The 25,921-nt window shown below is 35.5% G+C and carries 32 protein-coding genes; 11 read left to right on the top strand and 21 right to left on the bottom strand.

From position 1 onward, the window contains the following. Positions 1–32: 32 nt before the first annotated feature. Entirely contained in the window at positions 33–212 is a 180-nt protein-coding gene (locus MNO09_RS10045; protein WP_000400128.1) for a DUF5325 family protein, read from the top strand. Positions 213–256: 44 nt separating this feature from the next. On the opposite strand, the gene MNO09_RS10040 is transcribed toward MNO09_RS10045, so the two are convergent. Both MNO09_RS10040 and MNO09_RS10035 read right to left on the bottom strand, forming a co-directional pair. Further along, positions 257–1,048 (bottom strand): inositol monophosphatase family protein, encoded by a 792-nt coding sequence (locus MNO09_RS10040; RefSeq protein WP_001158688.1) that lies wholly within the window; start codon positions 1,046–1,048, stop codon positions 257–259. Between the two features lie 88 nt (positions 1,049–1,136). Further along, entirely contained in the window at positions 1,137–1,325 is a 189-nt protein-coding gene (locus MNO09_RS10035) for a YkzI domain-containing protein (RefSeq protein ID WP_001250166.1), read from the bottom strand. A 206-nt stretch (positions 1,326–1,531) separates the two neighbouring features. On the opposite strand from MNO09_RS10035, the gene MNO09_RS10030 reads away from it, so the two are divergent. Next, positions 1,532–2,158 (top strand): YktB family protein, encoded by a 627-nt coding sequence (locus MNO09_RS10030; RefSeq protein ID WP_000175087.1) that lies wholly within the window; start codon positions 1,532–1,534, stop codon positions 2,156–2,158. A gap of 80 nt (positions 2,159–2,238) precedes the next feature. Here the strand turns inward: MNO09_RS10030 and MNO09_RS10025 are convergent, their stop codons facing one another. Continuing rightward, positions 2,239–2,508: a UPF0223 family protein gene (locus MNO09_RS10025; protein WP_000456565.1), complete on the bottom strand. Its 270-nt coding sequence runs from the start codon at positions 2,506–2,508 to the stop codon at positions 2,239–2,241. 367 nt (positions 2,509–2,875) lie between these two features. Between MNO09_RS10025 and speA the strand changes: the two genes are divergently transcribed. After that, complete coding sequence (gene speA / locus MNO09_RS10020; RefSeq protein ID WP_000084901.1) at positions 2,876–4,348, top strand: arginine decarboxylase; 1,473 nt, start codon at positions 2,876–2,878, stop codon at positions 4,346–4,348. 75 nt (positions 4,349–4,423) lie between these two features. After that, positions 4,424–5,254: a protein-glutamine gamma-glutamyltransferase gene (locus MNO09_RS10015; RefSeq protein WP_088107346.1), complete on the top strand. Its 831-nt coding sequence runs from the start codon at positions 4,424–4,426 to the stop codon at positions 5,252–5,254. 40 nt (positions 5,255–5,294) lie between these two features. Here MNO09_RS10015 and MNO09_RS10010 read toward each other — a convergent pair whose 3' ends face one another. The 4 genes from MNO09_RS10010 to MNO09_RS09995 all read right to left on the bottom strand — a co-directional run bounded on the left by MNO09_RS10010 (position 5,295) and on the right by MNO09_RS09995 (position 6,276). Continuing rightward, entirely contained in the window at positions 5,295–5,423 is a 129-nt protein-coding gene (locus MNO09_RS10010; RefSeq protein WP_000536796.1) for a GapA-binding peptide SR1P, read from the bottom strand. Positions 5,424–5,468: 45 nt separating this feature from the next. After that, entirely contained in the window at positions 5,469–5,597 is a 129-nt protein-coding gene (locus MNO09_RS10005; RefSeq protein WP_000536802.1) for a GapA-binding peptide SR1P, read from the bottom strand. A 59-nt stretch (positions 5,598–5,656) separates the two neighbouring features. Further along, positions 5,657–5,785 (bottom strand): GapA-binding peptide SR1P, encoded by a 129-nt coding sequence (locus MNO09_RS10000; RefSeq protein WP_000536778.1) that lies wholly within the window; start codon positions 5,783–5,785, stop codon positions 5,657–5,659. Positions 5,786–5,979: 194 nt separating this feature from the next. Then, positions 5,980–6,276 carry a DUF3055 domain-containing protein gene (locus tag MNO09_RS09995; RefSeq protein ID WP_033656384.1) on the bottom strand — a complete coding sequence of 99 codons (297 nt, stop codon included), beginning with the start codon at positions 6,274–6,276 and terminating at the stop codon, positions 5,980–5,982. Positions 6,277–6,403: 127 nt separating this feature from the next. Here MNO09_RS09995 and MNO09_RS09990 point away from each other — a divergent pair, with 127 nt between their 5' ends. After that, on the top strand, positions 6,404–6,796 hold the full coding sequence (locus MNO09_RS09990; protein ID WP_001163319.1) for a DUF1885 family protein: 393 nt from the start codon (positions 6,404–6,406) through the stop codon (positions 6,794–6,796). Position 6,797: 1 nt separating this feature from the next. On the opposite strand, the gene MNO09_RS09985 is transcribed toward MNO09_RS09990, so the two are convergent. After that, complete coding sequence (locus tag MNO09_RS09985; RefSeq protein WP_000705129.1) at positions 6,798–7,025, bottom strand: hypothetical protein; 228 nt, start codon at positions 7,023–7,025, stop codon at positions 6,798–6,800. A 247-nt stretch (positions 7,026–7,272) separates the two neighbouring features. On the opposite strand from MNO09_RS09985, the gene MNO09_RS09980 reads away from it, so the two are divergent. Further along, entirely contained in the window at positions 7,273–8,667 is a 1,395-nt protein-coding gene (locus MNO09_RS09980; RefSeq protein ID WP_000232071.1) for an MBOAT family O-acyltransferase, read from the top strand. A 13-nt stretch (positions 8,668–8,680) separates the two neighbouring features. Further along, complete coding sequence (locus tag MNO09_RS09975; protein WP_000788137.1) at positions 8,681–9,898, top strand: DHHW family protein; 1,218 nt, start codon at positions 8,681–8,683, stop codon at positions 9,896–9,898. 94 nt (positions 9,899–9,992) lie between these two features. Here MNO09_RS09975 and lpdA read toward each other — a convergent pair whose 3' ends face one another. The 4 genes from lpdA to pdhA all read right to left on the bottom strand — a co-directional run bounded on the left by lpdA (position 9,993) and on the right by pdhA (position 14,890). Continuing rightward, complete coding sequence (gene lpdA / locus MNO09_RS09970; RefSeq protein ID WP_000260105.1) at positions 9,993–11,405, bottom strand: dihydrolipoyl dehydrogenase; 1,413 nt, start codon at positions 11,403–11,405, stop codon at positions 9,993–9,995. 5 nt (positions 11,406–11,410) lie between these two features. Next, on the bottom strand, positions 11,411–12,700 hold the full coding sequence (gene pdhC, locus MNO09_RS09965) for a pyruvate dehydrogenase complex dihydrolipoyllysine-residue acetyltransferase (RefSeq protein WP_000863412.1): 1,290 nt from the start codon (positions 12,698–12,700) through the stop codon (positions 11,411–11,413). A 93-nt stretch (positions 12,701–12,793) separates the two neighbouring features. Further along, positions 12,794–13,771 carry a pyruvate dehydrogenase complex E1 component subunit beta gene (gene pdhB / locus MNO09_RS09960; RefSeq protein ID WP_000068162.1) on the bottom strand — a complete coding sequence of 326 codons (978 nt, stop codon included), beginning with the start codon at positions 13,769–13,771 and terminating at the stop codon, positions 12,794–12,796. A 3-nt stretch (positions 13,772–13,774) separates the two neighbouring features. After that, on the bottom strand, positions 13,775–14,890 hold the full coding sequence (gene pdhA, locus MNO09_RS09955; RefSeq protein ID WP_000536893.1) for a pyruvate dehydrogenase E1 component subunit alpha: 1,116 nt from the start codon (positions 14,888–14,890) through the stop codon (positions 13,775–13,777). A gap of 513 nt (positions 14,891–15,403) precedes the next feature. Here pdhA and MNO09_RS09950 point away from each other — a divergent pair. Both MNO09_RS09950 and def read left to right on the top strand, forming a co-directional pair. Then, positions 15,404–15,550 (top strand): YjcZ family sporulation protein, encoded by a 147-nt coding sequence (locus MNO09_RS09950; RefSeq protein ID WP_000274561.1) that lies wholly within the window; start codon positions 15,404–15,406, stop codon positions 15,548–15,550. A gap of 165 nt (positions 15,551–15,715) precedes the next feature. Beyond that, on the top strand, positions 15,716–16,270 hold the full coding sequence (gene def, locus MNO09_RS09945; protein WP_000957060.1) for a peptide deformylase: 555 nt from the start codon (positions 15,716–15,718) through the stop codon (positions 16,268–16,270). Between the two features lie 59 nt (positions 16,271–16,329). On the opposite strand, the gene MNO09_RS09940 is transcribed toward def, so the two are convergent. Continuing rightward, positions 16,330–17,103: a Cof-type HAD-IIB family hydrolase gene (locus MNO09_RS09940; protein WP_000998283.1), complete on the bottom strand. Its 774-nt coding sequence runs from the start codon at positions 17,101–17,103 to the stop codon at positions 16,330–16,332. A 547-nt stretch (positions 17,104–17,650) separates the two neighbouring features. Between MNO09_RS09940 and MNO09_RS09935 the strand changes: the two genes are divergently transcribed. Beyond that, positions 17,651–17,863: a DNA-dependent RNA polymerase subunit epsilon gene (locus MNO09_RS09935; protein ID WP_000576445.1), complete on the top strand. Its 213-nt coding sequence runs from the start codon at positions 17,651–17,653 to the stop codon at positions 17,861–17,863. A gap of 4 nt (positions 17,864–17,867) precedes the next feature. After that, positions 17,868–19,535, top strand: a complete 1,668-nt coding sequence (gene rnjA, locus MNO09_RS09930; protein ID WP_000670370.1) for a ribonuclease J1 — start codon at positions 17,868–17,870, stop codon at positions 19,533–19,535. 38 nt (positions 19,536–19,573) lie between these two features. On the opposite strand, the gene MNO09_RS09925 is transcribed toward rnjA, so the two are convergent. The 8 genes from MNO09_RS09925 to MNO09_RS09890 form a co-directional block, all read right to left on the bottom strand. After that, positions 19,574–20,239, bottom strand: coding sequence for a potassium channel family protein (locus tag MNO09_RS09925; RefSeq protein WP_000504032.1), 666 nt, complete (start codon positions 20,237–20,239; stop codon positions 19,574–19,576). A gap of 83 nt (positions 20,240–20,322) precedes the next feature. After that, entirely contained in the window at positions 20,323–21,189 is an 867-nt protein-coding gene (locus MNO09_RS09920) for a hypothetical protein (RefSeq protein WP_001167334.1), read from the bottom strand. Positions 21,190–21,443: 254 nt separating this feature from the next. Continuing rightward, positions 21,444–22,574, bottom strand: a complete 1,131-nt coding sequence (locus MNO09_RS09915; protein WP_000301172.1) for an N-acetyldiaminopimelate deacetylase — start codon at positions 22,572–22,574, stop codon at positions 21,444–21,446. Positions 22,575–22,635: 61 nt separating this feature from the next. After that, positions 22,636–23,358: a 2,3,4,5-tetrahydropyridine-2,6-dicarboxylate N-acetyltransferase gene (gene dapD, locus MNO09_RS09910; RefSeq protein ID WP_000783245.1), complete on the bottom strand. Its 723-nt coding sequence runs from the start codon at positions 23,356–23,358 to the stop codon at positions 22,636–22,638. A 71-nt stretch (positions 23,359–23,429) separates the two neighbouring features. Then, complete coding sequence (ccpC, locus tag MNO09_RS09905) at positions 23,430–24,314, bottom strand: transcriptional regulator CcpC (protein WP_002096342.1); 885 nt, start codon at positions 24,312–24,314, stop codon at positions 23,430–23,432. A gap of 142 nt (positions 24,315–24,456) precedes the next feature. Next, a complete protein-coding gene (cbpB, locus tag MNO09_RS09900) occupies positions 24,457–24,900 on the bottom strand; it encodes a cyclic-di-AMP-binding protein CbpB (RefSeq protein WP_000623572.1) in 444 nt (147 codons plus the stop codon). A 168-nt stretch (positions 24,901–25,068) separates the two neighbouring features. After that, on the bottom strand, positions 25,069–25,260 hold the full coding sequence (gene abbA, locus MNO09_RS09895) for an antirepressor AbbA (RefSeq protein ID WP_000817796.1): 192 nt from the start codon (positions 25,258–25,260) through the stop codon (positions 25,069–25,071). A 108-nt stretch (positions 25,261–25,368) separates the two neighbouring features. After that, positions 25,369–25,887 (bottom strand): ribonuclease H-like YkuK family protein, encoded by a 519-nt coding sequence (locus MNO09_RS09890; protein WP_000896654.1) that lies wholly within the window; start codon positions 25,885–25,887, stop codon positions 25,369–25,371. Between the last annotated feature and the right edge of the window lie 34 nt (positions 25,888–25,921).

Genomic DNA, 25,921 nt, shown 5'->3' with positions numbered 1-25,921 from the left:
GTGAAAGTAAAATGAGATTGGAGGGTGAAGAAATGGAACACATTCAATATCGCTTTTTATTAACTGCAATTATCGGTGTTATTTTCTTAATCGGTATCGGCATTATGGTTGCTGAAAATAGTCCCATCGGTATTATTATTTGCATTATCGGCACATTTGTTACAGTTGGATACGGTTTTGTAACAAAAAGAAAAATGCGTAAATCGAAATAACGTCAAAAAGTAAGAAGCGCTTATACAGCCTCTTACTTTTTTTGTTACTCCGCTATAAATCGTAACAACTCTTCATACACTCCTGGTTTTGCAACTAATACGCTGCTCTTCTCTACGATAGAAAGCGGGGATCCAGAAAAAGTTGTCACCTTGCCTCCAACTTCCTCTACAATTATCTGTCCCCCACCAAAATCCCATGGTGATAATCTCGGCGTTACATATGCATCTATTCTTCCTGTTGCAACGTATACCATCTCTAACGCTGCACAGCCATATGATCTCGTGCCTCTTGCTTTCTTAACCAGTGCCATCATACTTTCCTTATTAAGCATTGGATTGTCGGTAAGCCATATCGCATTTAAAGCTACAATACCTTGCTCTACAGTTCCTTTTTCCAATAAAGGTATTGGTACTTCATTACAAAATGCTCCAGCTCCCTTTACCGCATGGTATAATTCATCATGAACTGGATCATAAATGAGTCCAACCTTTCCGATACCGTTCTCATAAATTCCAATTGAAATTGCGAAATTTCTTTTTTGATGAACAAAGTTCATCGTGCCATCAATTGGATCAATTAACCAAACAACCCCTTCAGAAGAAGTTACCTCATCTCCATAACCTTCTTCTCCTAAAATATTATGGTTCGGGAATGTTTCTTTAATTTTCCCAATTAAAAACTGTTCTATTTCTCGGTCCATATTTGTTACTAAATCAGCTGCATTGGATTTCGTTTCTATAATAAGTGCTTTTTCCATTGATGCCATTAAAAACTCTCCTGCATCTCGAATCCACTGTTTGGCGTGTGCATCGATGTCTTTCCATACTTCTTGCATGTTTAAACACTCCGATCTATACTGTTCACAGAAAAAACGAACCCTTTATAAGGTTCGCACCAACTAATTTTTTATACATATACTATTATTACGCTTCTAAACGAATCATTTCAAGTCTTAACACTTCTAACTTTTGTACACACTCTTCTTTTTTCAGTTTATCATTCTCCATCATCGCATCATATAAAGTTGCTAATTCATAATCTAGCTCCAAACGTAGCACCGGTATTCTCTTTTCAGCATCTGTTCTCTTTAACGCATTAATCACCTGTCTCATATTATTTGCCTCCTCCCAATATTCGTCTGCCCTCGGACTGGAATTGATTCAATTTTCTGATTTTTTGTTTTATACTATACTATGTTGGATAAATCATCTATGCAACAAAATTATATTTTTTTATTTAATTTTTTTTGTGCTGTTTTTTTTATGAATAGTACAAGCTATGCTAAAATAAAAGCAAAATAGGAGTTGGAGGAACAATCATGACACTACAAACATTCAAGTCAACTGATTTTGAGGTCTTTACAGTTGATGGTCTCGAAGAACGAATGAGTGCAATTAAAACGAACATTCATCCTAAGCTGGAAGCTTTAGGGGAACAGTTTGCAACGTATTTATCCAAACAAACTGATGAGAACTTTTTTTATCATGTAGCAAAACATGCACGCCGCAAAGTCAATCCACCAAACGATACTTGGGTTGCTTTTTCAACAAATAAACGCGGTTATAAAATGCTGCCACATTTCCAAATTGGATTATGGGGTACTCATGCCTTCATATACTTTGGTTTAATCTATGAGTGTCCACAAAAAGTGGAGACGGCTCACGCCTTCTTAGAACATTTAAATGATTTAAAAACAAATATTCCAAATGACTTCGTTTGGTCCATTGACCATACTAAACCAAGTGTAAAATTACATAAAACACTTGAAACAGAAGACTTACAAAAGATGATTGAACGTCTAGCTACTGTGAAAAAAGCAGAATTATTAGTTGGTATTCATATATCACCAGAGGAGTTTTCAGCAATGACCAACGAACAATTCCTTGCTAAGATTGAATCTACGATGCAATCACTCCTTCCTTTATATGCACTTTGTAATCGATAGTAGAAAACGGACAATTTATATTGTCCGTTTTTAGTTGTTATCACATTATATCACTTCAGTTTTCATTTTTCAAAATATTTTTACATTTTCACAAGCTTTTGTTCTTCAGTTTCTTTCGCCCTTTGAATCGCACGGTATATAGAATATCCACTTACTTCTTGAAACTCTTTATCAATTTTCTTCTCTTCTGCTTTAGATGGAACAATCTCTTTAAAACGACGATATAATCCCATTAATTCTTCTCTTATAATTCCTTTTTCGTATGCTTTCTCAATTGCTTCATAAAACTTCACAATTACAACCATTTCCTCATTTGACCAATCATAATCTAACGGATATTGATATTCCATTTCGCACCTCATTTATCATTTCTTCTTATCTCAATATGCTATCTTAAAGGGATTTTTTTCTTCTTCACTATAGCCACTTTGCATTATACACTATTTATTCATTGTGATGGAATTGTCTTCCTCTATAAGTTAATTGGAAATAACTATTTAACATACTCACTGTAAAAATATTTTTTTCTATACATCTATAATTATTGGTGATATAATGCTTTTGTTTTATAGAAAATAAAGTGAACCTACCATCTCAAAAATGCTTTTGTGATTGGCAGAAAAACAAGTCTCATTCTAAAAAGCACTTAACTTTTTTAGAACAAGATTATATAAAACAAACTCTAATAAATATTATGAAAAAGAAGGGGTGTATAGATTGTCCCAATACGAAACACCATTGTTTACCGCTTTAGTTGAGCACAGTAAGCGAAATCCAATTCAATTCCATATTCCTGGTCACAAAAAAGGACAGGGCATGGATCCTACATTTCGCGAATTTATTGGGCATAATGCATTAGCAATTGATTTAATTAATATTGCGCCGCTCGATGATTTACATCATCCAAAAGGTATGATTAAAGAAGCACAAGATTTAGCAGCCGCTGCATTTGGTGCAGATCATACTTTCTTTTCTATTCAAGGTACAAGTGGTGCAATAATGACAATGGTGATGAGCGTGTGCGGTCCTGGTGACAAAATCCTAGTGCCACGAAACGTGCATAAATCAGTAATGTCAGCTATTATTTTCTCAGGTGCAAAACCGATTTTCATGCATCCTGAAATCGATCCAAAACTTGGTATTTCACACGGAATCACAATTCAATCTGTCAAAAAGGCACTTGAAGAGCATTCAGATGCGAAAGGCTTACTTGTTATTAATCCAACATACTTTGGCTTTGCTGCGGACTTAGAACAGATTGTCCAATTAGCGCATTCTTATGATATCCCTGTACTAGTTGATGAGGCTCATGGTGTTCATATTCATTTTCACGATGAATTGCCGATGTCAGCGATGCAAGCCGGTGCAGATATGGCAGCAACAAGTGTTCACAAATTAGGAGGATCTTTAACGCAAAGTTCTATTCTTAACGTGAAGGAAGGCCTTGTGAACGTTAAACATGTTCAATCTATTATTAGCATGCTTACGACTACATCAACTTCTTACATCTTGTTAGCATCCCTAGATGTTGCTAGAAAACGTCTTGCTACAGAAGGAACAGCACTCATAGAACAAACAATACAATTAGCGGAACAAGTTCGTGATGCTATTAATGCTGTTGAGGATCTTTACTGTCCTGGGAAAGAAATGCTAGGTACAGATGCTACTTTTAACTACGATCCTACAAAGATAATTGTATCTGTAAAAGATTTAGGTATTACAGGCCATCAGGCTGAAGTATGGCTTAGAGAGCAATATAACATTGAAGTAGAACTCTCGGATTTATACAACATACTATGTCTTGTCACTTTTGGGGATACAGAAAGTGAGACAAATACACTTATTGCAGCATTACAAGATTTAGCAGCAACATTTAGAAATAAAGCCGATAAAGGTGTTCAAATACAAGTAGAAATTCCAGAAATACCAGTGCTAGCACTTTCTCCTCGAGATGCTTTTTATTCGGAAACAGAAGTCATTCCGTTTGAAAATGCAGCAGGTCGTATTATAGCTGATTTCGTTATGGTTTATCCGCCAGGGATTCCAATCTTTACTCCGGGGGAAATTATTACACAAGATAACTTAGAGTATATTCGTAAAAACTTAGAAGCGGGTTTACCTGTACAAGGTCCTGAAGATATGACATTACAAACATTACGTGTGATTAAAGAGTACAAGCCTATCAGTTGATAGGCTTTTCTTTCACCCTTTTTCTCTTTTCCCATACGATATTAAGTAATGTAACGTATAGGTGGGGATACGATTATGATTGTAATAGGCCGTTCTATTGTACATCCTTATATCATAAATGAATATGAGCCATTTGCAACTGAGAAACAACAAATTTTATCGATAATGGCAGGAAATCAAGAAATTTATTCCTTCCGAACATCTGATGAACTCAGCTTTGATCTAAATTTGCGAGTGAATATTATTACTTCTGCATTAGAACTTTTTCAAAGTGGATTTCAGTTTCGCACATTTCAACAATCCTTTTGCAACCCCCAGTATTGGAAAAGAACGTCACTTGGAGGATTCGAGCTACTACCAAACATACCCCCTTCCATTGCCATACAAGATATTTTCAAAAACGGAAAACTATATGGAACTGAATGCGCCACCGCTATGATCATTATTTTTTACAAAGCTTTACTATCATTATATGAGGAAGAAACTTTCAACCGTCTCTTTGCAAACCTTTTACTTTATACGTGGGACTACGATCAAGATTTAAAGCTCATAACAAAAACGGGTGGCGATCTTGTTCCAGGTGATCTCGTTTATTTTAAAAATCCACAAGTGAATCCAGCTACGATCGAGTGGCAAGGAGAAAATACAATCTATCTAGGAAATTTCTTTTTTTACGGACATGGCGTAGGTGTAAAAACAAAAGAGGAAATTATATACTCATTAAATGAACGACGAGTCCCTTACGCTTTTATTTCAGCTTTCTTGACCGATACTATTACCCGTATCGATAGCCGTCTCATGAGCCACTACGCCTCTCCTAGCACTCCACAGACATCGATAGGCTTTATTCCGATTAGAGATGATGCAATCGTTGCAACAATTGGCCATACAACTACAATTTATTAAAAAAGCGCCTACATATGTATATGTAGGCGCTTCTTCTTATTTAAGCTTTTGTATGTTCTTTATGGTCACATTCGCAATGAGATCCACATTTTCCGTATAGTACTGTTGATTTTTCATCTTCAAAATGTCCGATTGTTCCTTCACATACTTGGCATACGATTGTTCCCATTTTTCATTTCCCCCTGAGTTTTAATAATAATCTACTTATTTATAATTAAGCTTTCGCCTGGTCTCTATTAGCACAGTCACAATTTGTACCACATTTTCCGTAAAGCACTGTCGTTTTTTCATCTTCAAAATGACCGATTGTTCCTTCACATACTTGGCATACGATTGTTCCCATTTTTCATTTCCCCCTAAGTTTATGGTCCTAAAAACTTTTAGCTGTCCATTTCCTATCAATTATTGGGCTTTTGTATGCTCTGTGTGATCACATCCGCAAGATCCACATTTCCCGTAAAGTACCGTTACTTTCTCATCCTCGAAGTGCGCAATTGTACCTTCACAATCTTGACATACGATCGTTCCCATTTTTCATTTCCCCCTAAGTTTATAATCCCAAAAACTTTTGTAACCGCTTAACTTTCTGTCTTTATTTTAATATGTTATACTTTTTACGTCAATAGGTTTTTAGTATAACACATTAAATATTTTTAATTTAAATTAGTATGCGATATTCAAACAAAAAAACAGCCATATTTATACGTACGACTGTTTTACATTAATTATTCTTCATATTCCGCATGCAAAGAAGTAGATGGGACTAAAAATTTAAAAAACTGAGCTAACTCTGCTGCTTCCTCTTCTGACCCCAATTTAAAAACTTCCTGTATATGTTGCACATTCTCTACATCATCTCTTCCAAGTAAAGTAGACCTTCCTGTTTGCATGCAAACAATGAGCGGCTTTCCAAAAAACATATTTGTATAAATAACACCAAAATCATAACGAGTATCATGTGTCATAAACCCCAAAAATCGTACCTTCACACTTTCATGCTCATCATACAATTTTTCAAACATCGGTTTCCACCTTTCTACATCACCTTTCATTAGTATATTAAACAAAAAAAGGAATACTCCTTTTAATTGTCAAAAAATTCAGTAGGATGTAGAATGATAGTATTCTACTAAGTTAGGAGGAGCTTATATGCAACATGCCTTTATTACGCTTGTACCTAAATCCAATCAACAAACTGTTTCAACAGATGATATAAAACAACTTTTTCAGTACTATAAAACAGTTACTTCCAAAACTGGTGTTCAAATTAATTACGCTTATACAAATACCGCTTTTCCTTATGAAATTTTAGATACATCAGCAACAACATTAAAACTACAAGCTACTCACGATCGATATGACTCCATATATGTTGGTGTTGGTATAGAAAAGGAACAATCTTTTATTCAGATTTCTTTACCACCTACTGCAACATTCGGTGATAAAGGAAAAGCAAATGAATTTTGCCGTTTTCTAGCGAAGAAATTAGAAGGAGAATTACAATTATTTAATGGAAGAACAATGTATTTCTATAAACGTTAATTTAAAAACAAAAATAAATGATTAGAAAGATCATACTATTTGTGCAAGTAAGAAGCATCGCTTTTCTCCTTGCACTTAGTATGACATACGCTATTACATACGCTAAGTACAAAAATATAAGAAAAAGAAAAATTTTATAATGAAGTTTATCACGACTTGACAATAATAACACTGCTGAAAATCCACTCCATAAAACTAGATGAAAAAATGAAGCTAGTGTAATTTTCATAGCGTTACCTCCTTTTTCTTCCTATTTATATGCTTCAGCTCTTCCCTCTTAACATTTTGAAGGTAGACTTTTCTAAATCCCACCTAATTCATCGTTGTATTTTTCTTTTTCAAATTCTCCAACTATTCAAATGCGAATATTCCTCGTTTTTAACAATAAATTCTCTCATATCTCCTATAAGATAGATTATTCATTTATCGCATGGTATACTCCTTAAAGAGAAAAGACAGAAAGGAATTAATGATACATGGTATTTAGCAATTTGTTTTTCTTATGCCTTTTTTTACCTGCAATTCTTTTCGTGTACTACTCAGTACGGAAAGAATTACAAAACATAGTTCTTCTATTATTTAGTTTATTATTTTATGCTTGGGGAGAACCAATATATGTCTTCCTAATGCTTTTTTCTATTTTCATCAACTATTGGTTCGGAATATGGCTTAATAAAGACCGACTGTCTAGTGCAAATAGAAAAGTTATTCTGACTATAGCAATCGTTGTCAATACTGCTATACTCGGATATTTTAAATACGCTAATTTCTTAGTAGATAATATAAATGGCATTTTTCATACAAACATTGTACTAGAAAAAATCCCCTTACCAATTGGGATTTCATTTTTCACTTTCCATGCAATGAGTTATATTATTGACATTTATAAGAAAAAAGTAGAAGCTCAGCGAAATCTATTTGATCTCGCACTATACTTTACTATTTTCCCACAATTAGTAGCAGGGCCAATTGTGCGATATAATACAATCGCTTATCAATTACATGTTAGAACAGTTACTGCTGATAAGTTTTCAGAAGGAATTCGTCGTTTTATCATTGGATTAGGAAAGAAGGTTTTAATTGCGAATCAATTAGGAGCTATTGCCGATGAAATATTTGCGATGGATCCAGCAACAATGAGCGTATCTACCGCTTGGATTGGCGCGATCGCTTACACATTACAAATTTATTTCGATTTTTCAGGTTACAGTGATATGGCAATTGGATTAGGAAAAATGTTCGGATTTGATTTCTTAGAAAACTTCAATTATCCATATATTTCAAAATCCATCTCTGAATTTTGGCGTCGTTGGCACATTTCACTTGGTTCTTGGTTCCGTGATTATGTTTATATTCCATTAGGTGGGAATCGCGTATCTACTTGGAAAATCTATCGTAATCTCTTCATTGTATGGGCGTTAACCGGATTTTGGCATGGAGCTAGTTGGACATTTATGATTTGGGGTATTTATTACGGATGTTTAATTGCTTTAGAAAAGGCTGGTTTCGAAAAATTATTACAAAAATTATGGTGGCCGATTCAACACGTATACGTTATGTTCTTAGTGATTATTGGTTGGGTGTTCTTCCGCGCTGATAATTTTAGCTACTGTTCTAAATTTTTACAAGCAATGTTCGGATTAAATGGATCGTTGACTGACATTACGAGTTATTTCTATGTGATGAATTATTGGGGAATCTTTATACTTGCTATTATTACATCAGCTCCAATTTTCTCTTGGATCAAGAATCAATTAGCAAATAAAAAGGTAATCATTTTATCTCCACTTTATTACTTGAGTGTCTTAATCATAACTATGATGTATTTAACGAATGCAACTTACAATCCATTTATTTACTTCCGCTTCTAAAGGAGGGCTAACTATGAAAAATTTCACTAATCGTATATTAATTACAGGATTTCTCGCTATTATTTTTGGAATGTGTATATGGACCGGAAAAATAATATATTGGGACAAAAAAAGTTTTTCTGATTTTGAAAATAGAGAATTAGCTTTGAATCCAGTCCTAACTATTGATACTATAAAATCCGGAAAATATTTCAAAGATACTGAATTACACTTTACAGATCACATTGCAGCACGAGACAGATTTATTGAAACATACACAAAGTTACAAATGAAGTTCAATCGAACTTTCGTAAATAACAATTATGTTGCAGATGACGGTTTTATTTTATCTGCACCTACCAAAATAGATATGCGTAATCAAATTAAACAGTCTGTTAACGAATTAGAAAACTTACAAACTCAATTTCAAAAAACAGAATTTTATTTCTTGTTAGCTCCAAGTAAACTAACGGCATTTTCGTATAAATACCCGCCATATGTAGATCGTGGGTACGATCAAAAGCATCGTGATTATTTTGTACAAGAGTTACAGAAAATAAATTTCCCTGTTATTGATGTTCTTCCTGCTCTTCAAAAGGAATTTACTCATGAACAATTAGAAGATCTATACTTTAAAACCGATCACCATTGGAATATGAAAGGTGCATTTTATGCATACGAACAAACAATGAAGCACATTGCTAATGAATCTAAAATATTTAAAGGTAATGCTGTTAATCGAGATGATTATAAAATAACTACAGAAAAACCGAATGGACAATTTATCGGTAGTTGGAATAAACAACTGTATAATTTAATAGAAACACCTGAAACAATCCCATATGTACAATTAAAGCAAAACCCAAATATGTGGGATAATTATACTGTATATCTCGGTCCAAAATCAGAAGAATCGATGAAAATGCCGATGAAGGAATTCTTTGCAGTAGACAAAAATAAGCTTTCACCAGACTATAGTTCCGTTTACCAAACAGACTATGCACAGATAAATATTTTAAATCCAGATGCAAAAACCAAACTACATGCTGTCATTATTAAAGATTCTTATGCAGATGCAACTTATCCTTTATTTGCACAAGAGTTCGAACAAACAACATTTATTGATCCACGATTTGCGGCAAGCAAAAATGTAAAACAAGAACTCGAAAAACTAAATGCTGATATCGTGTTATTCCTTTATAATGACACTAGTACAAATAAAGAAATGTATCAATTTGAAAATAAAGAATAAAAAAGAGGTGAATCAAAAAAATTCACCTCTTTTTTTCTATGCATATAACGCATGAAAAAAACGTCTTCTAAATTTAGAAGACGTTTTTTTATAATTATTTTACAATGTGAATTGGCATTCCAAGAGCAACTTCAGCTGCTTCCATTGTGATCTCACCTAATGTTGGGTGAGCGTGGATTGTTTGAGCGATATCTTCTGCTGTCATTCCAGCTTCGATAGCTAAACCAATCTCAGAGATAATATCAGAAGCGCCTGCACCTGCAACTTGAGCACCTACAAGAAGACCATCTTCTTTACGTGTTACAAGTTGTAGGAAACCGTCAGTGCTGTTTAATGATAATGCACGACCGTTAGCAGCGAATGGGAACTTAGATACAGCTACTGTCATTCCTGCTTCTTCAGCTTGTTTCTTAGTGTAACCAACAGATGCTAATTCTGGATCAGTGAAGCATACTGCAGGAATTCCGATGTAATCGATTGCTGATGCATGGCCACTAATTACTTCAACAGCTACTTTACCTTCGTAAGAAGCTTTGTGAGCTAATGGTGGTCCAGGAACGATATCACCGATTGCATAGATGTTTGGTACGTTTGTACGACATTGCTCATCGATTTCGATGATGCCGCGGTCAGTCATTTTAACTCCAACTTGCTCAAGACCGATTTCTTGAGTGTTTGGACGACGACCTACAGTTACTAATACGTAATCTGCTTCTACAGTTTGGATTTCACCTTTAACTTCAAAGCTAACTTTTACGCCAGTTTCTGTTTCTTCAACGCCTTTAGCCATAGCTTTTGTATGGATATTTACGTTACCTTTCTTTTGAAGAGCACGTTTAACAACAGAGCTCATAGCTTTTTCGAAACCAGCTAAGATTTCGTCGCCAGCTTCTACTACAGTAACTTCTGTACCGAAGTTAGCATATGCAGTTCCTAATTCCATACCGATGTAACCGCCGCCGATTACAACAAGTTTTTTAGGAATTTCAGGTAAGCTTAAAGCACCTGTAGAGTTGATAACACGTTTAGAGTATTTGAATCCTGGAATTTCGATTGGTGTAGAACCAGTTGCAAGAACAGCATTTTTAAACGTATACGTTTGTGCTGCATCTTCAGTCATTACGCGTAATGTGTTAGCATCTACGAAGTAAGCTTCACCGCGAATGATTTCAACTTTGTTACCTTTAAGAAGGCCTTCAACACCGCCAGTTAATTTCTTAACTACGCCGTTTTTCCATTCTTGAACTTTTGTAAAGTCAACTTTCACGTTCTCTGCAGTGATACCCATGTCATCAGAATGCATTGCATTCTCATAACGATGACCTGCATTGATTAACGCTTTTGAAGGAATACATCCAACGTTTAAGCATACGCCACCAAGGTTAGCTTTTTCGATAATTGCTACCTTTTGACCTAATTGTGCTGCACGAATTGCCGCAACGTATCCACCAGGACCTGCACCAACAACGACTGTATCTAATTCAATTGGGAAATCTCCTACTACCATTGTTATTACGCCTCCATTACTAATAATTGTGGGTCATTCAATAGACGTTTAATTTGGTTTAATGCTTTTTGAGCAGTTGCGCCGTCAATTAAACGATGGTCAAAGCTTAGAGATAATGCTAATACTGGAGCTGCAACGATTTCACCGTTTTTCACAACTGGCTTCTCAGCGATACGGCCGATACCAAGAATTGCTACTTCTGGGTGATTGATAACTGGAGTGAACCATTGTCCACCTGCAGAACCAATGTTTGTAATTGTGCAAGAAGCACCTTTCATTTCAGCCGGAGCTAAACGACCATCACGTGCTTTACCAGCAAGATCATTGATCTCGTTAGAAATAGTGAAGATAGACTTGCGATCTGTATCTTTAACAACTGGTACTAATAGACCTTTGTCTGTATCAGCTGCGATACCGATGTTGAAGTAATGTTTATGAACTACTTCTTGAGAAGCATCATCTAAAGAAGTGTTTAACATTGGGTATTCACGTAATGCAGATGTTAAAGCTTTAACAACGTATGGAAGGTAAGTTAATTTAATACCTTTGTCAGCTGCAACAGCTTTGAACTTCTTACGGTGAGCAACAAGTTCTGTTACATCTACTTCATCCATTAATGTTACGTGAGGAGCTGTATGCTTAGAGTTAACCATTGCTTTAGCAATCGCTTTACGGATACCACTCATTTTCTCACGAGTTTCTGGATATTCACCAGCTGGGATTGGTTGTGCTTTTGGTGCTTCTTCTTTCGCTGCTGCTGGAGTAGCTTCTACTGCTGCTGGAGCCTCAGTTGCTGCTACTGCTTGTCCACCATTTGCAAATGCATCGATGTCAGCTTTTACGATACGGCCGTTCTTACCAGAACCAGCTACTTTATGAATGTCTACGCCGTTTTCACGAGCATATTTACGAACAGATGGCATAGCGATTACGCGCTCATTTACTACTTCTGCAGTTGCTGCTGGAGTAGCTTCCGCTGCTGGAGCTTCTACTGCTGCTTCTTCAGCTTTTGGAGCTGCATCATGATCGTCACCTTTAAATTTAAGGTTTTCGTATCCAGGAGCATCAAATTTAATTAATGTATCTCCTACAATTGCAACTGTTCCTTCTTCTACAAGTACTTCAAGTACTTTACCTTTAACAGGAGAAGGGATTTCTACTACTGCTTTATCATTTTGTACTTCAAGAAGTACATCGTCTTCGTTTACTTCATCGCCTGGTTTAATAAACCATTTTACGATTTCACCTTCGTGGATACCTTCACCGATATCTGGTAGTTTAAATTCAAATGCCACGGAATTCAGCCCCCTGATTCATTTCATTATTATGGAATATGTACAAAAGAAACCAGCATGTGCTGATTTCTTTTGCACATGAAAAGCTAAAAATTAGAAGTTCATTACTTTGTTAACAGCTTCAACAATATCTTTATGGTTTGGTAACCATACGCTCTCAGCTTGAGAGAATGGGAATACTGTATCAGCAGCTGCAACACGTACAACTGGAGCTTCTAAGTTTAAGATTGCACGGTCGTTAATTTCCGCTACAACGTTAGCTGCAATACCAGCTTGTTTTTGTGCTTCTTGAACTACAACTACGCGGCCTGTTTTTTCAACAGAAGCGATGATTGTTTCGATATCTAATGGTTGAACTGTACGTAAGTCAACTACCTCTAAAGAGATACCTTCTTTTTCAAGTTCTTCAGCAGCTTTTAATGCAGCATGAACCATAGCACCGTAAGCGATAACAGATACATCTGTACCTTCACGTTTGATATCAGCTTTACCTAAATCAATTGTGTAATCGCCTTCTGGTACATCTTGACGGAATGAACGGTACAATTTCATATGCTCTAAGTAGATAACTGGATCGTTGTCACGAATCGCAGAGATTAAAAGACCTTTTGCATCGTATGGAGTAGATGGAATAACAACTTTTAGACCAGGTTGTTGAGCCACTAATCCTTCTAAGCTATCAGCATGTAGTTCAGGAGTATGAACACCGCCACCGAATGGAGAACGAATTGTTACTGGAGCAGTCCAACGTCCACCAGAACGGTAACGCATACGAGCTAATTGACCAGAAACTGAATCCATTACTTCATAAATGAAACCGAAGAATTGGATTTCTGGAACTGGACGGAAGCCTTCTAATGCAAGTCCAACTGCAAGTCCACCAATACCAGACTCTGCAAGTGGAGTATCCATTACACGATCTTCACCGAATTCAGCTTGTAAACCTTCAGTAGCACGGAATACACCGCCGTTTACACCAACGTCTTCACCAAACACAAGTACGTTAGGGTCATTTTTCATTTCAACGCGTAAAGCATCAGTGATTGCTTGAATCATTGTCATTTGAGCCATGGCTTACTTCGACTCCTTTTCTTTGTAAATTTCATATTGTTCAGCTAAGTTGTAAGGCATTTTTTCGTACATGATTTCCATTAAATCAGTAACTTTTTGTTTTGGAGCTTGGTCAGCCTTAGCAATTGCTTGTTTGATATCTTCTTTTGCTTCTTCGATTACTTTCTCTTCAACTTCTTGAGACCATAGGCCTTTGTTTTCTAAGAATGCACGGAAGCGTACGATTGGATCTTTTTGTTCCCATTCGTTCTCGATATCTTTTGTACGGTAACGAGTTGGGTCATCACCAGCCATTGTATGTGGACCGTAACGGAATGTTAAAGTCTCGATTAAAGTAGGGCCTTCGCCGTTTACTGCACGCTCACGAGCGAAAGCAGTTGCTGCGTATACAGCTAATGGATCCATACCGTCTACTTGAATTCCGTAAATACCTGCTGCTACTGCTTTTTGTGCCACAGTTTTAGCTGCAGATTGCTTTTCTACTGGAGTAGAGATTGCATAACGGTTGTTTTGTACAACGAAGATTGCTGGAGCTTTGAATGCACCCGCAAAGTTCATACCTTCGTAGAAGTCACCTTGTGAAGCACCACCGTCACCAGTGTAAGTAATTGCAACAGATTTTTTACCACGTAGTTTCATACCTAACGCAACACCAGCAGTTTGGATGATTTGCGCACCGATAATGATTTGTGGAGCAAGTGCATTTACATTCTCAGGCATTTGGTTACCCATGAAATGTCCACGAGAGAATAAGAATGCTTGGTATAATGGTAAACCGTGCCATACTAATTGTGGCACATCACGATATCCTGGTAAGATGAAATCTTCTGCTTCAAGTGCGAAATGACTTGCTAATTGAGAAGCCTCTTGTCCAGCTGTTGGTGCGTAGAAACCTAAACGTCCTTGACGGTTTAAAGAAATAGAACGTTGATCTAGTACGCGAGTATACACCATACGGCGCATTAATTCTTTTAATTGATCATCAGATAATTCAGGCATAGCTGCTTCATTCACAACTTCGCCTTTTTCATTTAAAATTTGTAATGTCTCAAATTGAGCTGCGATAGCTTTCATTTGCTCATCAACATTAAATAGGGTCTTTTTTGTTTTAGTACCCATTCCGTTCACCTCTTCCTCTCTTGAACCATATTCTGAAACGCTTTCACTATCTATTAGCTAGACTGAAAACGCAACAATGTAAACCAACAAATTTATCTGTCGGTTGAGAATAATTTTGTGTACCTAACAATCTGTACTAATGTTTTTTCAGAAACATATTAATACAATCTTGATCACGTTTTTTAGTTTACAACTATTCTAATTACGATGTCAATTACTTTGGTTACGTTTTTTTATAAATAATCTGCAGGTTTCTTCTACACAAACGTGTTTTTATTTTTCACATCTGTATTAGTAAGCATTAACCTACTGTTATATTATTCCCTTTTCAACTTATTTTTTCTCTTAGAATAATATGTAAACGATTTAATTCTCTTTAGTTTTTCTCTCTTCTTAGCAAAAATATACAAACTCTTCTTCCTTTTATAGGTAATTACCCATACATTTCTACTCTTCCCTCCATACATTATAGTAACCGCAGTGTTAGCGGGAAATGATAAAGGAGGTCATCTCATGTACGGATACTCATATTGCTATCCAACTTGTTCAAATCCTTCCTACGGTTATGGCGGTTCTTGTGGTGGGTCTGGACGCGGCTTCGCCTTAATCGTTGTGTTGTTTATTCTTTTAATTATCGTTGGTGCTGCTTGCATTCGCTAATGTAAAATGAAACAACTATGGAAAGAAACAGACGGCTTTGCCGTCTTTTCTTTTTATTACATACATAAATATTCTATAGTAAAACACTTTCCAAAGTGCTTCCCTACTTGTCGATGACTTTTTCCACCTCCTTTGGTAGACTAAAGAAGAAAGGAGAGATTACATATGCTTACAATGAAAGATGTAATTCGCGAAGGAGATTCTATTTTGCGAAACGTTGCAGAAGAGGTATCAATGCCAGCGAGCGAAGAAGATACAACTGCCCTTAAAGAAATGATTGAATTTGTAATAAATAGCCAAGATCCTGAAATGGCTGAAAAATATAGTTTGCGCCCTGGAATCGGATTAGCGGCTCCACAAATCGGTATTTCGAAGAAAATGATTGCGGTTCATGTAACTGATACGGACGGTACGTTATATAGTCATGCATTATTCAACCCAAAAATCATTAGTCATTCTGTTGAACGTACATATTTACAAAGCGGGGAAGGCTGTCTATCAGTAGACCGCGAAGTACCTGGTTATGTCCCTCGTTACACAAGAATTACAGTGAAAGCAACATCTATCAACGGCGAAGAAGTAAAATTACGTTTAAAAGGTTTACCAGCAATCGTATTTCAACATGAGATTGACCATTTAAATGGTGTTATGTTCTATGACCACATTAATAAAGAAAATCCATTTGCTGCTCCTGACGATTCAAAACCTTTAGAGCGATAATAAAAAAAGGCGGAAGTTAATCTTCCGCCTTTTTTATATGAAATGGGTTCCATATTCACTTATAGCAATCCAGCCCATTTTAATCCATGATATATGCCGTCTTCACTAACATCCTTTGTCACGTGATTTGCAAGTTTTTTCAAGTCTTCATGACCATTCCCCATCACAATACCTGTCCCAACTGCTTCGATCATTTCTAAATCATTTAAGCCATCTCCAAATGCATACACTTGTTCACGGTTAAACCCTAATTTTTCAATGAATTTCTCAATTCCTTTTGCCTTCGAACCACCATTCGGAATAATATCCATTGAATATGCATGCCAGCGAATAAAATGAAAGTCTGGGTAATGATTAATAAACTTTTCTTCTTCATTCACTTCACAGAAAAGAAGTGTTTGATAAATATTACGTTTCTCATAAAAATCAGGTTCATATGCCGGATGCTCAAAATTTAAGCTTCCAAACCCTTCTTTCACATAATCATGATATTCCACTGATGCTCTCATTTCTTGATGATCAAGATATACAAGTGGATATCCTTCTTGTTTTGCAAACTGAGTAAACTTATGTAAGGTAGCTGGATGTAACGGGTTATTAAATATTACCTCATCCTCAAATACAACGTACTGTCCATTAAAGCTAACATAATTATGTATATTGAGTTCCTCACGAATATCTTCAAACATAAATGGCGCACGTCCTGTCGCAATTGCTACATGCACACCTTTCTCTTGTAAATGTCTTACTGCATCTCGTGTAGATTGTGGAATCTTCTTATCATGATCTAATAATGTTCCGTCAATATCAAAAAAGACAATTTTATCATTCATTTGTCAAAATCCTTTCTGTTACTCTATATTCCTATTTTGATTATCGCTTTTCAAATTCTAAAAAAAAGTATAACATATTAAACATCTGTGAAGAAAGCGTTCACTTTCTGACCTTATTTATGAAACCTGCATATATATATTAGTAAAAAATGTGGATACTTGTTCGTATGAATTTTCTTTTCTATTCTTTCTCATACTATACCTATAACTAACGGCTACTAATCGTTACTATAGAATAACTTTCCCTGTATGAGAATGGACAAGATTCAACATTCACTTTTGTCTTCTTTCTTATATCAGAGACGGAGTTTTCACTAGTAATATGCATGTTTTAAATAAGGAAAGGAAGGAGTAATCATGCTGAAGAAGCTGAAGAAAAAGCTCAAGCGTTATTTAAAAGATCTAGTCCGTAAAAAGACAATCGCTTAAATTGTGCCCATTTCGGGCTTTTTCTTCATTCTCATTCGAAAAAACATGAAAATCGTGACTGTTTGCTTTATAATAAGTAACAGATAATGCAAAACATAGACAAGGAGAGGTTTTCCAAATGATTTTTAAAGTATTTTATCAAGTAAAATTGACTGAGGTTCCAGTACGTGAAAATACAAAAGTTTTATATTTAGAGGCTACGTCTGAAAAGGATGTTCGTAAGAAATTAAATAAGTTCGCATATAATATCGAGTTCGTTCAGTCTGTTACTGGTGCTCATCTTGAATATGAAAAAGAAAACGCTGATTTAACATTAGCGGAAATCGTATAGTCATATGAAATTTCTAAAGAATGATCAAGCTGCCGTTTTTGCTTTAGGTGGACTTGGTGAAATCGGTAAAAATACATATGCTGTTCAATTTCAAGATGAAATTATTATTATTGATGCTGGAATTAAATTTCCAGAAGACGAACTCCTCGGAATCGATTATGTAATACCAGATTACACTTATTTTGTGCGAAACGAAGATAAAATTAAAGGATTATTCATTACACATGGTCACGAAGATCATATCGGTGGAATTCCTTACTTATTACGTCAAGTAAACATCCCGATTTATGGCGGAAAATTAGCAATTGCACTAATCAAAAACAAATTAGAAGAGCACGGATTACTTCGTAAAGCAAAACTTTATGAAATTCAAGAAGATGATGTTATTAAATTTAAAAAGACATCTGTTTCCTTCTTCCGTACAACTCACAGTATCCCAGATTCATACGGAGTTGTTGTGAAAACACCTCAAGGACAAGTTGTTCATACTGGCGATTTCAAATTTGATTTCACACCAGTCGGTGAACCAGCGGACTTAACAAAAATGGCTGAAATCGGAAAAGACGGCGTACTTTGTCTCTTATCTGACAGTACAAACAGTGAAGTTCCAAACTTTACAATGTCTGAGCGCCGTGTTGGTGATAGTATTCAAGATATTTTCCGCAAAGTAGAAGGTCGTATTATCTTTGCAACCTTTGCATCAAATATCCATCGTCTACAACAAGTTGTTGAAGCGGCTGTTGAAAACAATCGTAAAGTGGCTGTGTTCGGTCGCAGTATGGAAGCGGCGATTGAAATCGGACAAAACCTTGGTTATATTCGCTGTCCGAAGGATACATTCATAGATACAGCTCAACTAAACCGCCTACCTGCTAATAAAGTTGTTATTTTATGTACAGGTAGTCAAGGTGAGCCAATGGCAGCACTTTCACGTATCGCTAATGGTACTCATCGTCAAATTCAAATCATTCCTGGCGACACAGTTGTTTTCTCTTCTTCACCAATCCCTGGTAATACAATTAGTGTAAGCCGTACAATTAACATGTTGTATCGTGCTGGTGCTGATGTAATCCACGGAAAACTGTCAAACATTCATACGAGTGGACACGGTGGACAAGAAGAACAAAAACTAATGCTTCGTCTAATTAAACCGAAGTATTTCATGCCAATTCATGGTGAATACCGCATGCAACGTATGCATATGAAGTTAGCAAACGATTGTGGTATTCCAGAAGAAAACTGTTTCATCATGGATAATGGAGATGTTCTTGCTCTTCGTTCTGATGAAGCAAGCGTAGCTGGTAAAATACCATCTGGATCTGTCTATATTGACGGAAATGGTATTGGAGATATCGGTAATATTGTATTACGCGATCGTCGTATTCTTTCTGAAGAAGGACTTGTTATTGTAGTTGTAAGCATTGATATGAAAGAGTTTAAAGTTGCAGCAGGACCTGATATTATCTCACGTGGTTTCGTGTATATGCGCGAAAGTAGTGATTTAATTAATGATGCTCAAACATTAATTACAACTCATTTAGAAAAAGTAATGGAGCGTAAAACAACACAATGGTCTGAAATTAAAAATGAAATTACAGACACATTAGCACCATTCCTATATGAGAAAACGAAACGTCGCCCAATGATTTTACCAATCATTATGGAAATATAAGAAAAAGGACAATACCTTCATGGTATTGTCCTTTTCTCTTATCTTAAAAAGTGTTTAAAACGATCTACTTCATCGTCATGACCAATTACAATTAATATATCTCCCGCTTGAATATTTTCCGTAGCTCGAGGAGATACAATAACTTCTTTACCACGTTTAATCGCTACAATATTCAATCCAAACTTAGCACGAATATCTAATTCGATTAAAGAATGACCATCAATTTTTTTATTTGCAATAATCTCTACAATACTATGCTCATCTGAAAGCTCAAGATAGTCTAATACATTACTTGATGCAATATTATTAGCAATCCTTTTTCCCATATCACGCTCGGGGTGCACAATGTGATCTGCCCCTATTTTACTTAACACTTTTTCATGGTAATCATTTTGAGCTTTTACAGTAATATTTTTTACACCTAACTCTTTTAAAATTAATGTTGTTAAAATACTTGAATTTAAATTGTCTCCAATAGCAACGACTACATGATCAAAATTACGAATACCAAGACTTTTTAATACCATCTCATCTGTTGAATCTGCAATTACAGCATGTGAAGCTATATTTGCAAACTCATTAATTTTATCCTCATCTGAATCAATTGCCATTACTTCCATACCTAATTGAGCGAGTTCTCGGCAAATGCTTCCACCAAAACGTCCAAGCCCAATGACAGCAAATTCTTTCTCTTTTTCACCCACAGGAATTCCTCCAATAACATCGAATACTATGTATTTTTATTGTAACATACTTTAGATTTGCTACAAAAACCTGTATATCATTCTTATTTTTGTTTTTGCATATAAAAATACTGTTGTAAATAAAATGCGATACTGAAAATTAACATACCAAATACAAATATATTTCCAAATGAACTAAATGTTTCAAAAACGAATAATAACGTTTCTTGTCCGAAGAAAGCAAATAATAGTTGTGTAAATGCGAATAGCAATGCCAATATATAATGATGTTGATGGAATAAATAATGTGTTGCACCTAAAAAAGCGATAAACGAAATAATGAAAATCCACCAATTTTCTAAAAACAGTTGCCAATTAGTAAATTGATATCCATTTACTAATATCGCAATAATTCCTATAACAGCCATCGTTGGCACACTCCAAAATAATGCTCGCCCTCTAAAGAAGCGCGTTCCTTTAACATCACCTTTTTCATGTGCAATGTATGTGAGTACTACCGTACTTATGTACAAAACTGAAAGAATTGTTAAAACGATAATAAGCCAAAAATGTAATTGATAATACTCATGCTCTATGTTTGTCACGATAGCCGCTAACATACACGGGATTAACATTCCAGTCCAACCATCTACTTTTCTTTCATTCCAAAACACTGTGTTACCAATCCGTATCCCTAACAACATAAAAATAATGATACCTAGTACAAATAATGTCGTTTTATTCCCTACCAAACTCGTCGAGAAAGCAATTAATCCAATAAATAAAAAGAGAACAAACCCATTCATAATTTCTAATACAGGTGATAAATATCTTTTCACCCATTTATATGTTTCTTCATATTCGTGATTATCTACTAAACGGTAGGCATAAAAACTTATCCCAAAATACACCGCCGCAATAATAACATACGCATATAAGACGAAACACAACATTGCACTGCTAATTTGCACGTAATTCCCCACCCTTTTTTCTATGTTTCACCTTGATTTTACACACTTTCTACACGAAATGTAAACATATATAAGCTAGTTAACTAATCATCTTCTCAATAAGCGATAATGAATAATGAGCAGCGGCTCAAAACCGCTGCTCATTACTTTATCCATTTGTATGCCAATGTGTATCCAAAACAAATATAAAAGATGTTTTCGTCTTAGAACTAACAAGTACCCACTGTAAGTTTTTGCAAAGTTGGCGAGCGAGTTTACTTTCTAGTTCCTTTCCACTTTACATATTGATCTAAAAATGCGATAGCTTTCTCAATAACCTCTTCATCTGGTTTTAATTTCGCATGGTGTAAACCATATTCTGAATTTACCCCAAGCCAAAACATAAATCCAGGAATCTCTTGAAGCATATAACCAAAATCTTCCCCTGTCATTGCCTCAGTACATGTAATTACCTTCATATCGGTTTGTTCACTTACAAACTGCATAAACTCTCTCGTTAATACTTCATGGTTATATACTTGATGATACATCGCTCCATAGTCAATAACAGCTTCACATTGGAAGGAAGCTTCTATACCTGCAACAATTGCCTCAATCCTACTTTTAACACGCCTCATTGATTCCACTGATAACGTTCGGATCGTTCCTTCTAACCGAGACTTTTCTGCTATGATATTTTGAACTGTACCACCTGTTATTTTTCCGATTGTAATCACTGCACTATCAAGAGGATTCACATTACGACTAATAACGGATTGAAGTTGTGTAACAAGGTGACTTGCTGCTACAATCATATCATTTGCAGTATGCGGGTAGGCTGCATGTCCACCTTTCCCTTTCAAATCAACATATAACTCTGATGTATTTGCAAATAATAGCCCCTCTTTTGTGGCAATTGTTCCTACAGCGTATTCAGGTGCAATATGAAGACCAAGAATTATATTCGGCTTCCATTCTTTTAACTCTTCACTCTCTAACATAGGAAGAGCCCCTCCTGGCCCTTCTTCAGCTGGTTGGAATAGAAACACAAGGTCATCATCTATTCTTTCTGTTACAGCTGCTGTTAGAAGGCCTAAACCGATTGTTGTATGCAAATCGTGTCCACATGCATGCATCATTCCTTCATGAATAGAAGCAAACTCATATCCAGTTTCTTCGGTAATTGGTAAACCGTCTATATCTGCGCGATACCCAATAATTTTTTTTGGATTTTTTCCATTCACTTTAACAATGACACCCGTTTTCCATACTTTCACTTCCACATATTCATTCGAAAGCGTTCCTATGTAATCTAAAATATACTGTTGTGTTTTCCACTCTTTAAATCCAATTTCCGGTATTTTGTGTAAGTCTCTACGAATTTGAACGAATTTGCTTACTGCCATTTTTGCACCTCTATCTATAAAAAGCGCAAGAGCCTGTTATGCTCTTACGCTTTTTTTGTGTTTATTTTTCTGGGTTTAATTGACGAAGCTCTTGTTTAATTTCAGTTTTTGCTTTTGTCTTCTCATCAATCTCTTTAATTACACGTGCTGGAGTACCGGCAACAACTGTATATGGAGGTACATCTTCTGTTACAACAGCTCCTGCTGCTACAACTGCACCCTTACCTACTGTAACTCCCTCTAACACAACTACGTTTGCACCAATTACAACATCATCTTCAACGATAACTGGTTTTGCTGAAGGCGGCTCAATAACACCTGCAAGTACTGCACCTGCACCTACGTGACAGTTCTTACCAACAGTTGCACGTCCACCAAGTACCGCGTTCATGTCAATCATAGTACCTTCACCAATTACAGCACCGATATTAATTGTTGCATTCATCATAATAACAGCATTGTCGCCGATTTCAACGTGATCACGAATAATCGCGCCTGGCTCAATACGAGCTTTAATACCTTTTAAATCAAGCATTGGAATTGCAGAATTACGACGGTCATTTTCAACAACGTAATCAACAATGTGCTTGCTATTTTCATCAAGAATTGTCTTAATTTCAGACCATTCTCCAAATAATACACCAGACTTTTTATTTACAAATGCTTGTACCGTTTCAGGGAATGTTACTTCTTTTAAATCCCCTTTTATGTATACCTTTACAGGAGTTTTCTTTTCACTTTTTTGAATAAACGAAATAATTTCGTTAGCGTCCATCATTTTCATTCTTGTTGCCTCCTAAATCCATTTATAATGTTACTCTACCAAACGATAGAGCGAGTAGCAAGATAATAATCCTATTTTTCCATTTGAATTTCTTCTATAATTTCTAAAAATGCCCTTACTTGCTTCAATTGTCTGGCCGATTCACTCGTCAATAACCATGTTTCTCTCGTTAATTGAACAGGTGTTTTATACATATTTTCCCGTACTTCTTTTAAAACAGTAGAAGGTAAAAGAGCATAACCTATACCATTTAAAACGAGTTGTTTGCAAGTCTCAATTTGATCAACCACAATTGTTCTCTTAGGTGGATTAGAAAATAAACCATACCACCAATTTTGTATTTGTCCATAATAAGTCGAATCACTTTTAAATTGAATAAATGGTCTATTTGTTTCTTTTAACATCGTAATATCTTTTATTTCTTTATCCACTAAATAAAGTTCATCTTCAAATAATTGTTGCTTCTGACCTTTATATTCTTGTGTTCCTCTCAATATAGCAACATGAACGTCCCCTTCATAAAATTGCTTTTGTACTTCACTACTCCAGCCAGTAAACAGCGATATTTTCACAGAAGGGTATTTATGTACAAACTTCTTCAAAACAGGAGGAAGCCAATATTGACCAATAACTGATGCAACAGCTATTTTTAACGTTCCGTGAGTTTCTGTTCTAAAAACAGCTAGCTCACTTTTAATATCCTCTTCCTTTTGCAGCATTTCTTTTGCATAATTTGCGACTTTTTCCCCTTCAGGTGTAATTGTCAATCCTTTTTGTGAGCGAATAAAAAACTTCATTCCCCATTGTTTCTCCATAGATTGTAATCGTTGACTAAGCGCAGGTTGTGAAACAAATAAACGTTCCGCCGCTTTTCTCATATTTGATTCCTGAGCTAACACAACCATCATTTGAAAATCATCAATTTGCAACTTTCTCCCTCTTTCCTTAGCTTCCATACACCTTATCTCAATAAGCTTTTCATCCTTAATTTAACTATATACTCTTATATTTTTTATCTTTTTAAATATAATACATACACAACTGATATGCACGAAAAAAAAGTGACTTCTCCGCTTCTATGAAGTCACTTTTCTCACATTATCGATTATGTTGCCTTACTTTTTTATTCAACAATTTTAAAATAGCCCGACGTGTTAAAATCCCCTCAAAATACCCATCTTCATTGACAGCGCAAATAAAAGGATGATCAATTGTCATTTCTAAAGCTTTTGCAAACGAATCTTCTAACTTAAGAACCGGAATGTCTTCCTTCATCACCTGTTCTACTTTCATTTCGTCAAGTCTTTCAAACTCAATACGTTCTAACCCTAACATACCATCTAAAATCATAGCAGTACTAATTAACCCATGCAATTTATACATCGGGTCCAAAACAGGTATCGCCGAATATCCAGATTTCACAAGAACGAGTAAAGCATGCTCTAAACCATTCCCCATTTGGACATGTGCTACTTTTTCTGATGAAATCATTAAATCTTTCACAAAAATTTGTTGAAACTCGTCTTTCGGAATACTAATCATATTACATCCCCCATTTTCCTTTTTCCTACTTTTAATCACCGAATCTATTCATATTTTATGACAGCGTTTTCATATTATTATTTTGTCCTTACTTTATTTCAATAAAAACAAAATTACACAGCTATTTTAGCATACAACACAAAAAAAAGACTACCATTCCGGTAGCGCTTAATACCCCTTATTTTTTAATCTGTAAAATAACCTTGTGATTTTTTTATATTGTGTCACATCTGTCTGTTTTAAACCATTCTCAATATCTGTAATTTCCACAGCTAAAACTTCACTCGCATAATTTTGCTGAAATAGAATATCTAGTAATAAACTCTCTTCTTCTTTTGTTAAAACAAATTCCCTTTTCATATACCCCTCTCCTTATACTCGCATCGTTACTCTTATTATATATAATTTCCAACCTATTTAATAGATGTAATATTCAGTTTTTAGTGAAAGATATATAAAAATTGTTTTTTATTTCGTATATCGATTTGCATAACTAAACGCCGCATAAGCATCTGGCTTAATTTTTGCAGTTAATCCCATCGCTTGAATTTTCGCTGTCATATCTAGAATAAATTCTTTTGTTAAACCATCATTTCCAATATCCAAGTGAATTTCCATTATAAATCCAGCCCCATCTTGAGCATATGGATGCAATAAATCCCATATTGTTTGTATATGATTTGGAGTAAATAGGCATGCGATTTCTTGGCTAAACTGCGTTTCTAAATATATTTTCTCACGTAAAGTTGCTGGCTTATCTTTCACTGATTTATGGTGTAAACACCCCCAGGCACCTTTTCCAACGCGATGAATATGAATTGCCGTAATAAACCTCGTATCCTTTTGATGTGCTTGTGAGTCTGTCCCAATGGATAAGCGATATAAATTTCGTGGATCCTTTTCAATGAAACTACAAATACGGCTAAAGACCATATCAAAATTTAAATGTCTCTCTGAAACATTATAAAATGTATGTTCACCGGCCACATAGTCACGTCCTTTCAATTAGACAGACTTTTCG

The organism is Bacillus sp. N5-665 (assembly GCF_022637375.2).
Taxonomy (GTDB): Bacteria; Bacillota; Bacilli; order Bacillales; family Bacillaceae_G; genus Bacillus_A; species Bacillus_A wiedmannii.
This window is presented reverse-complemented; position numbering and strand designations above follow the sequence as displayed.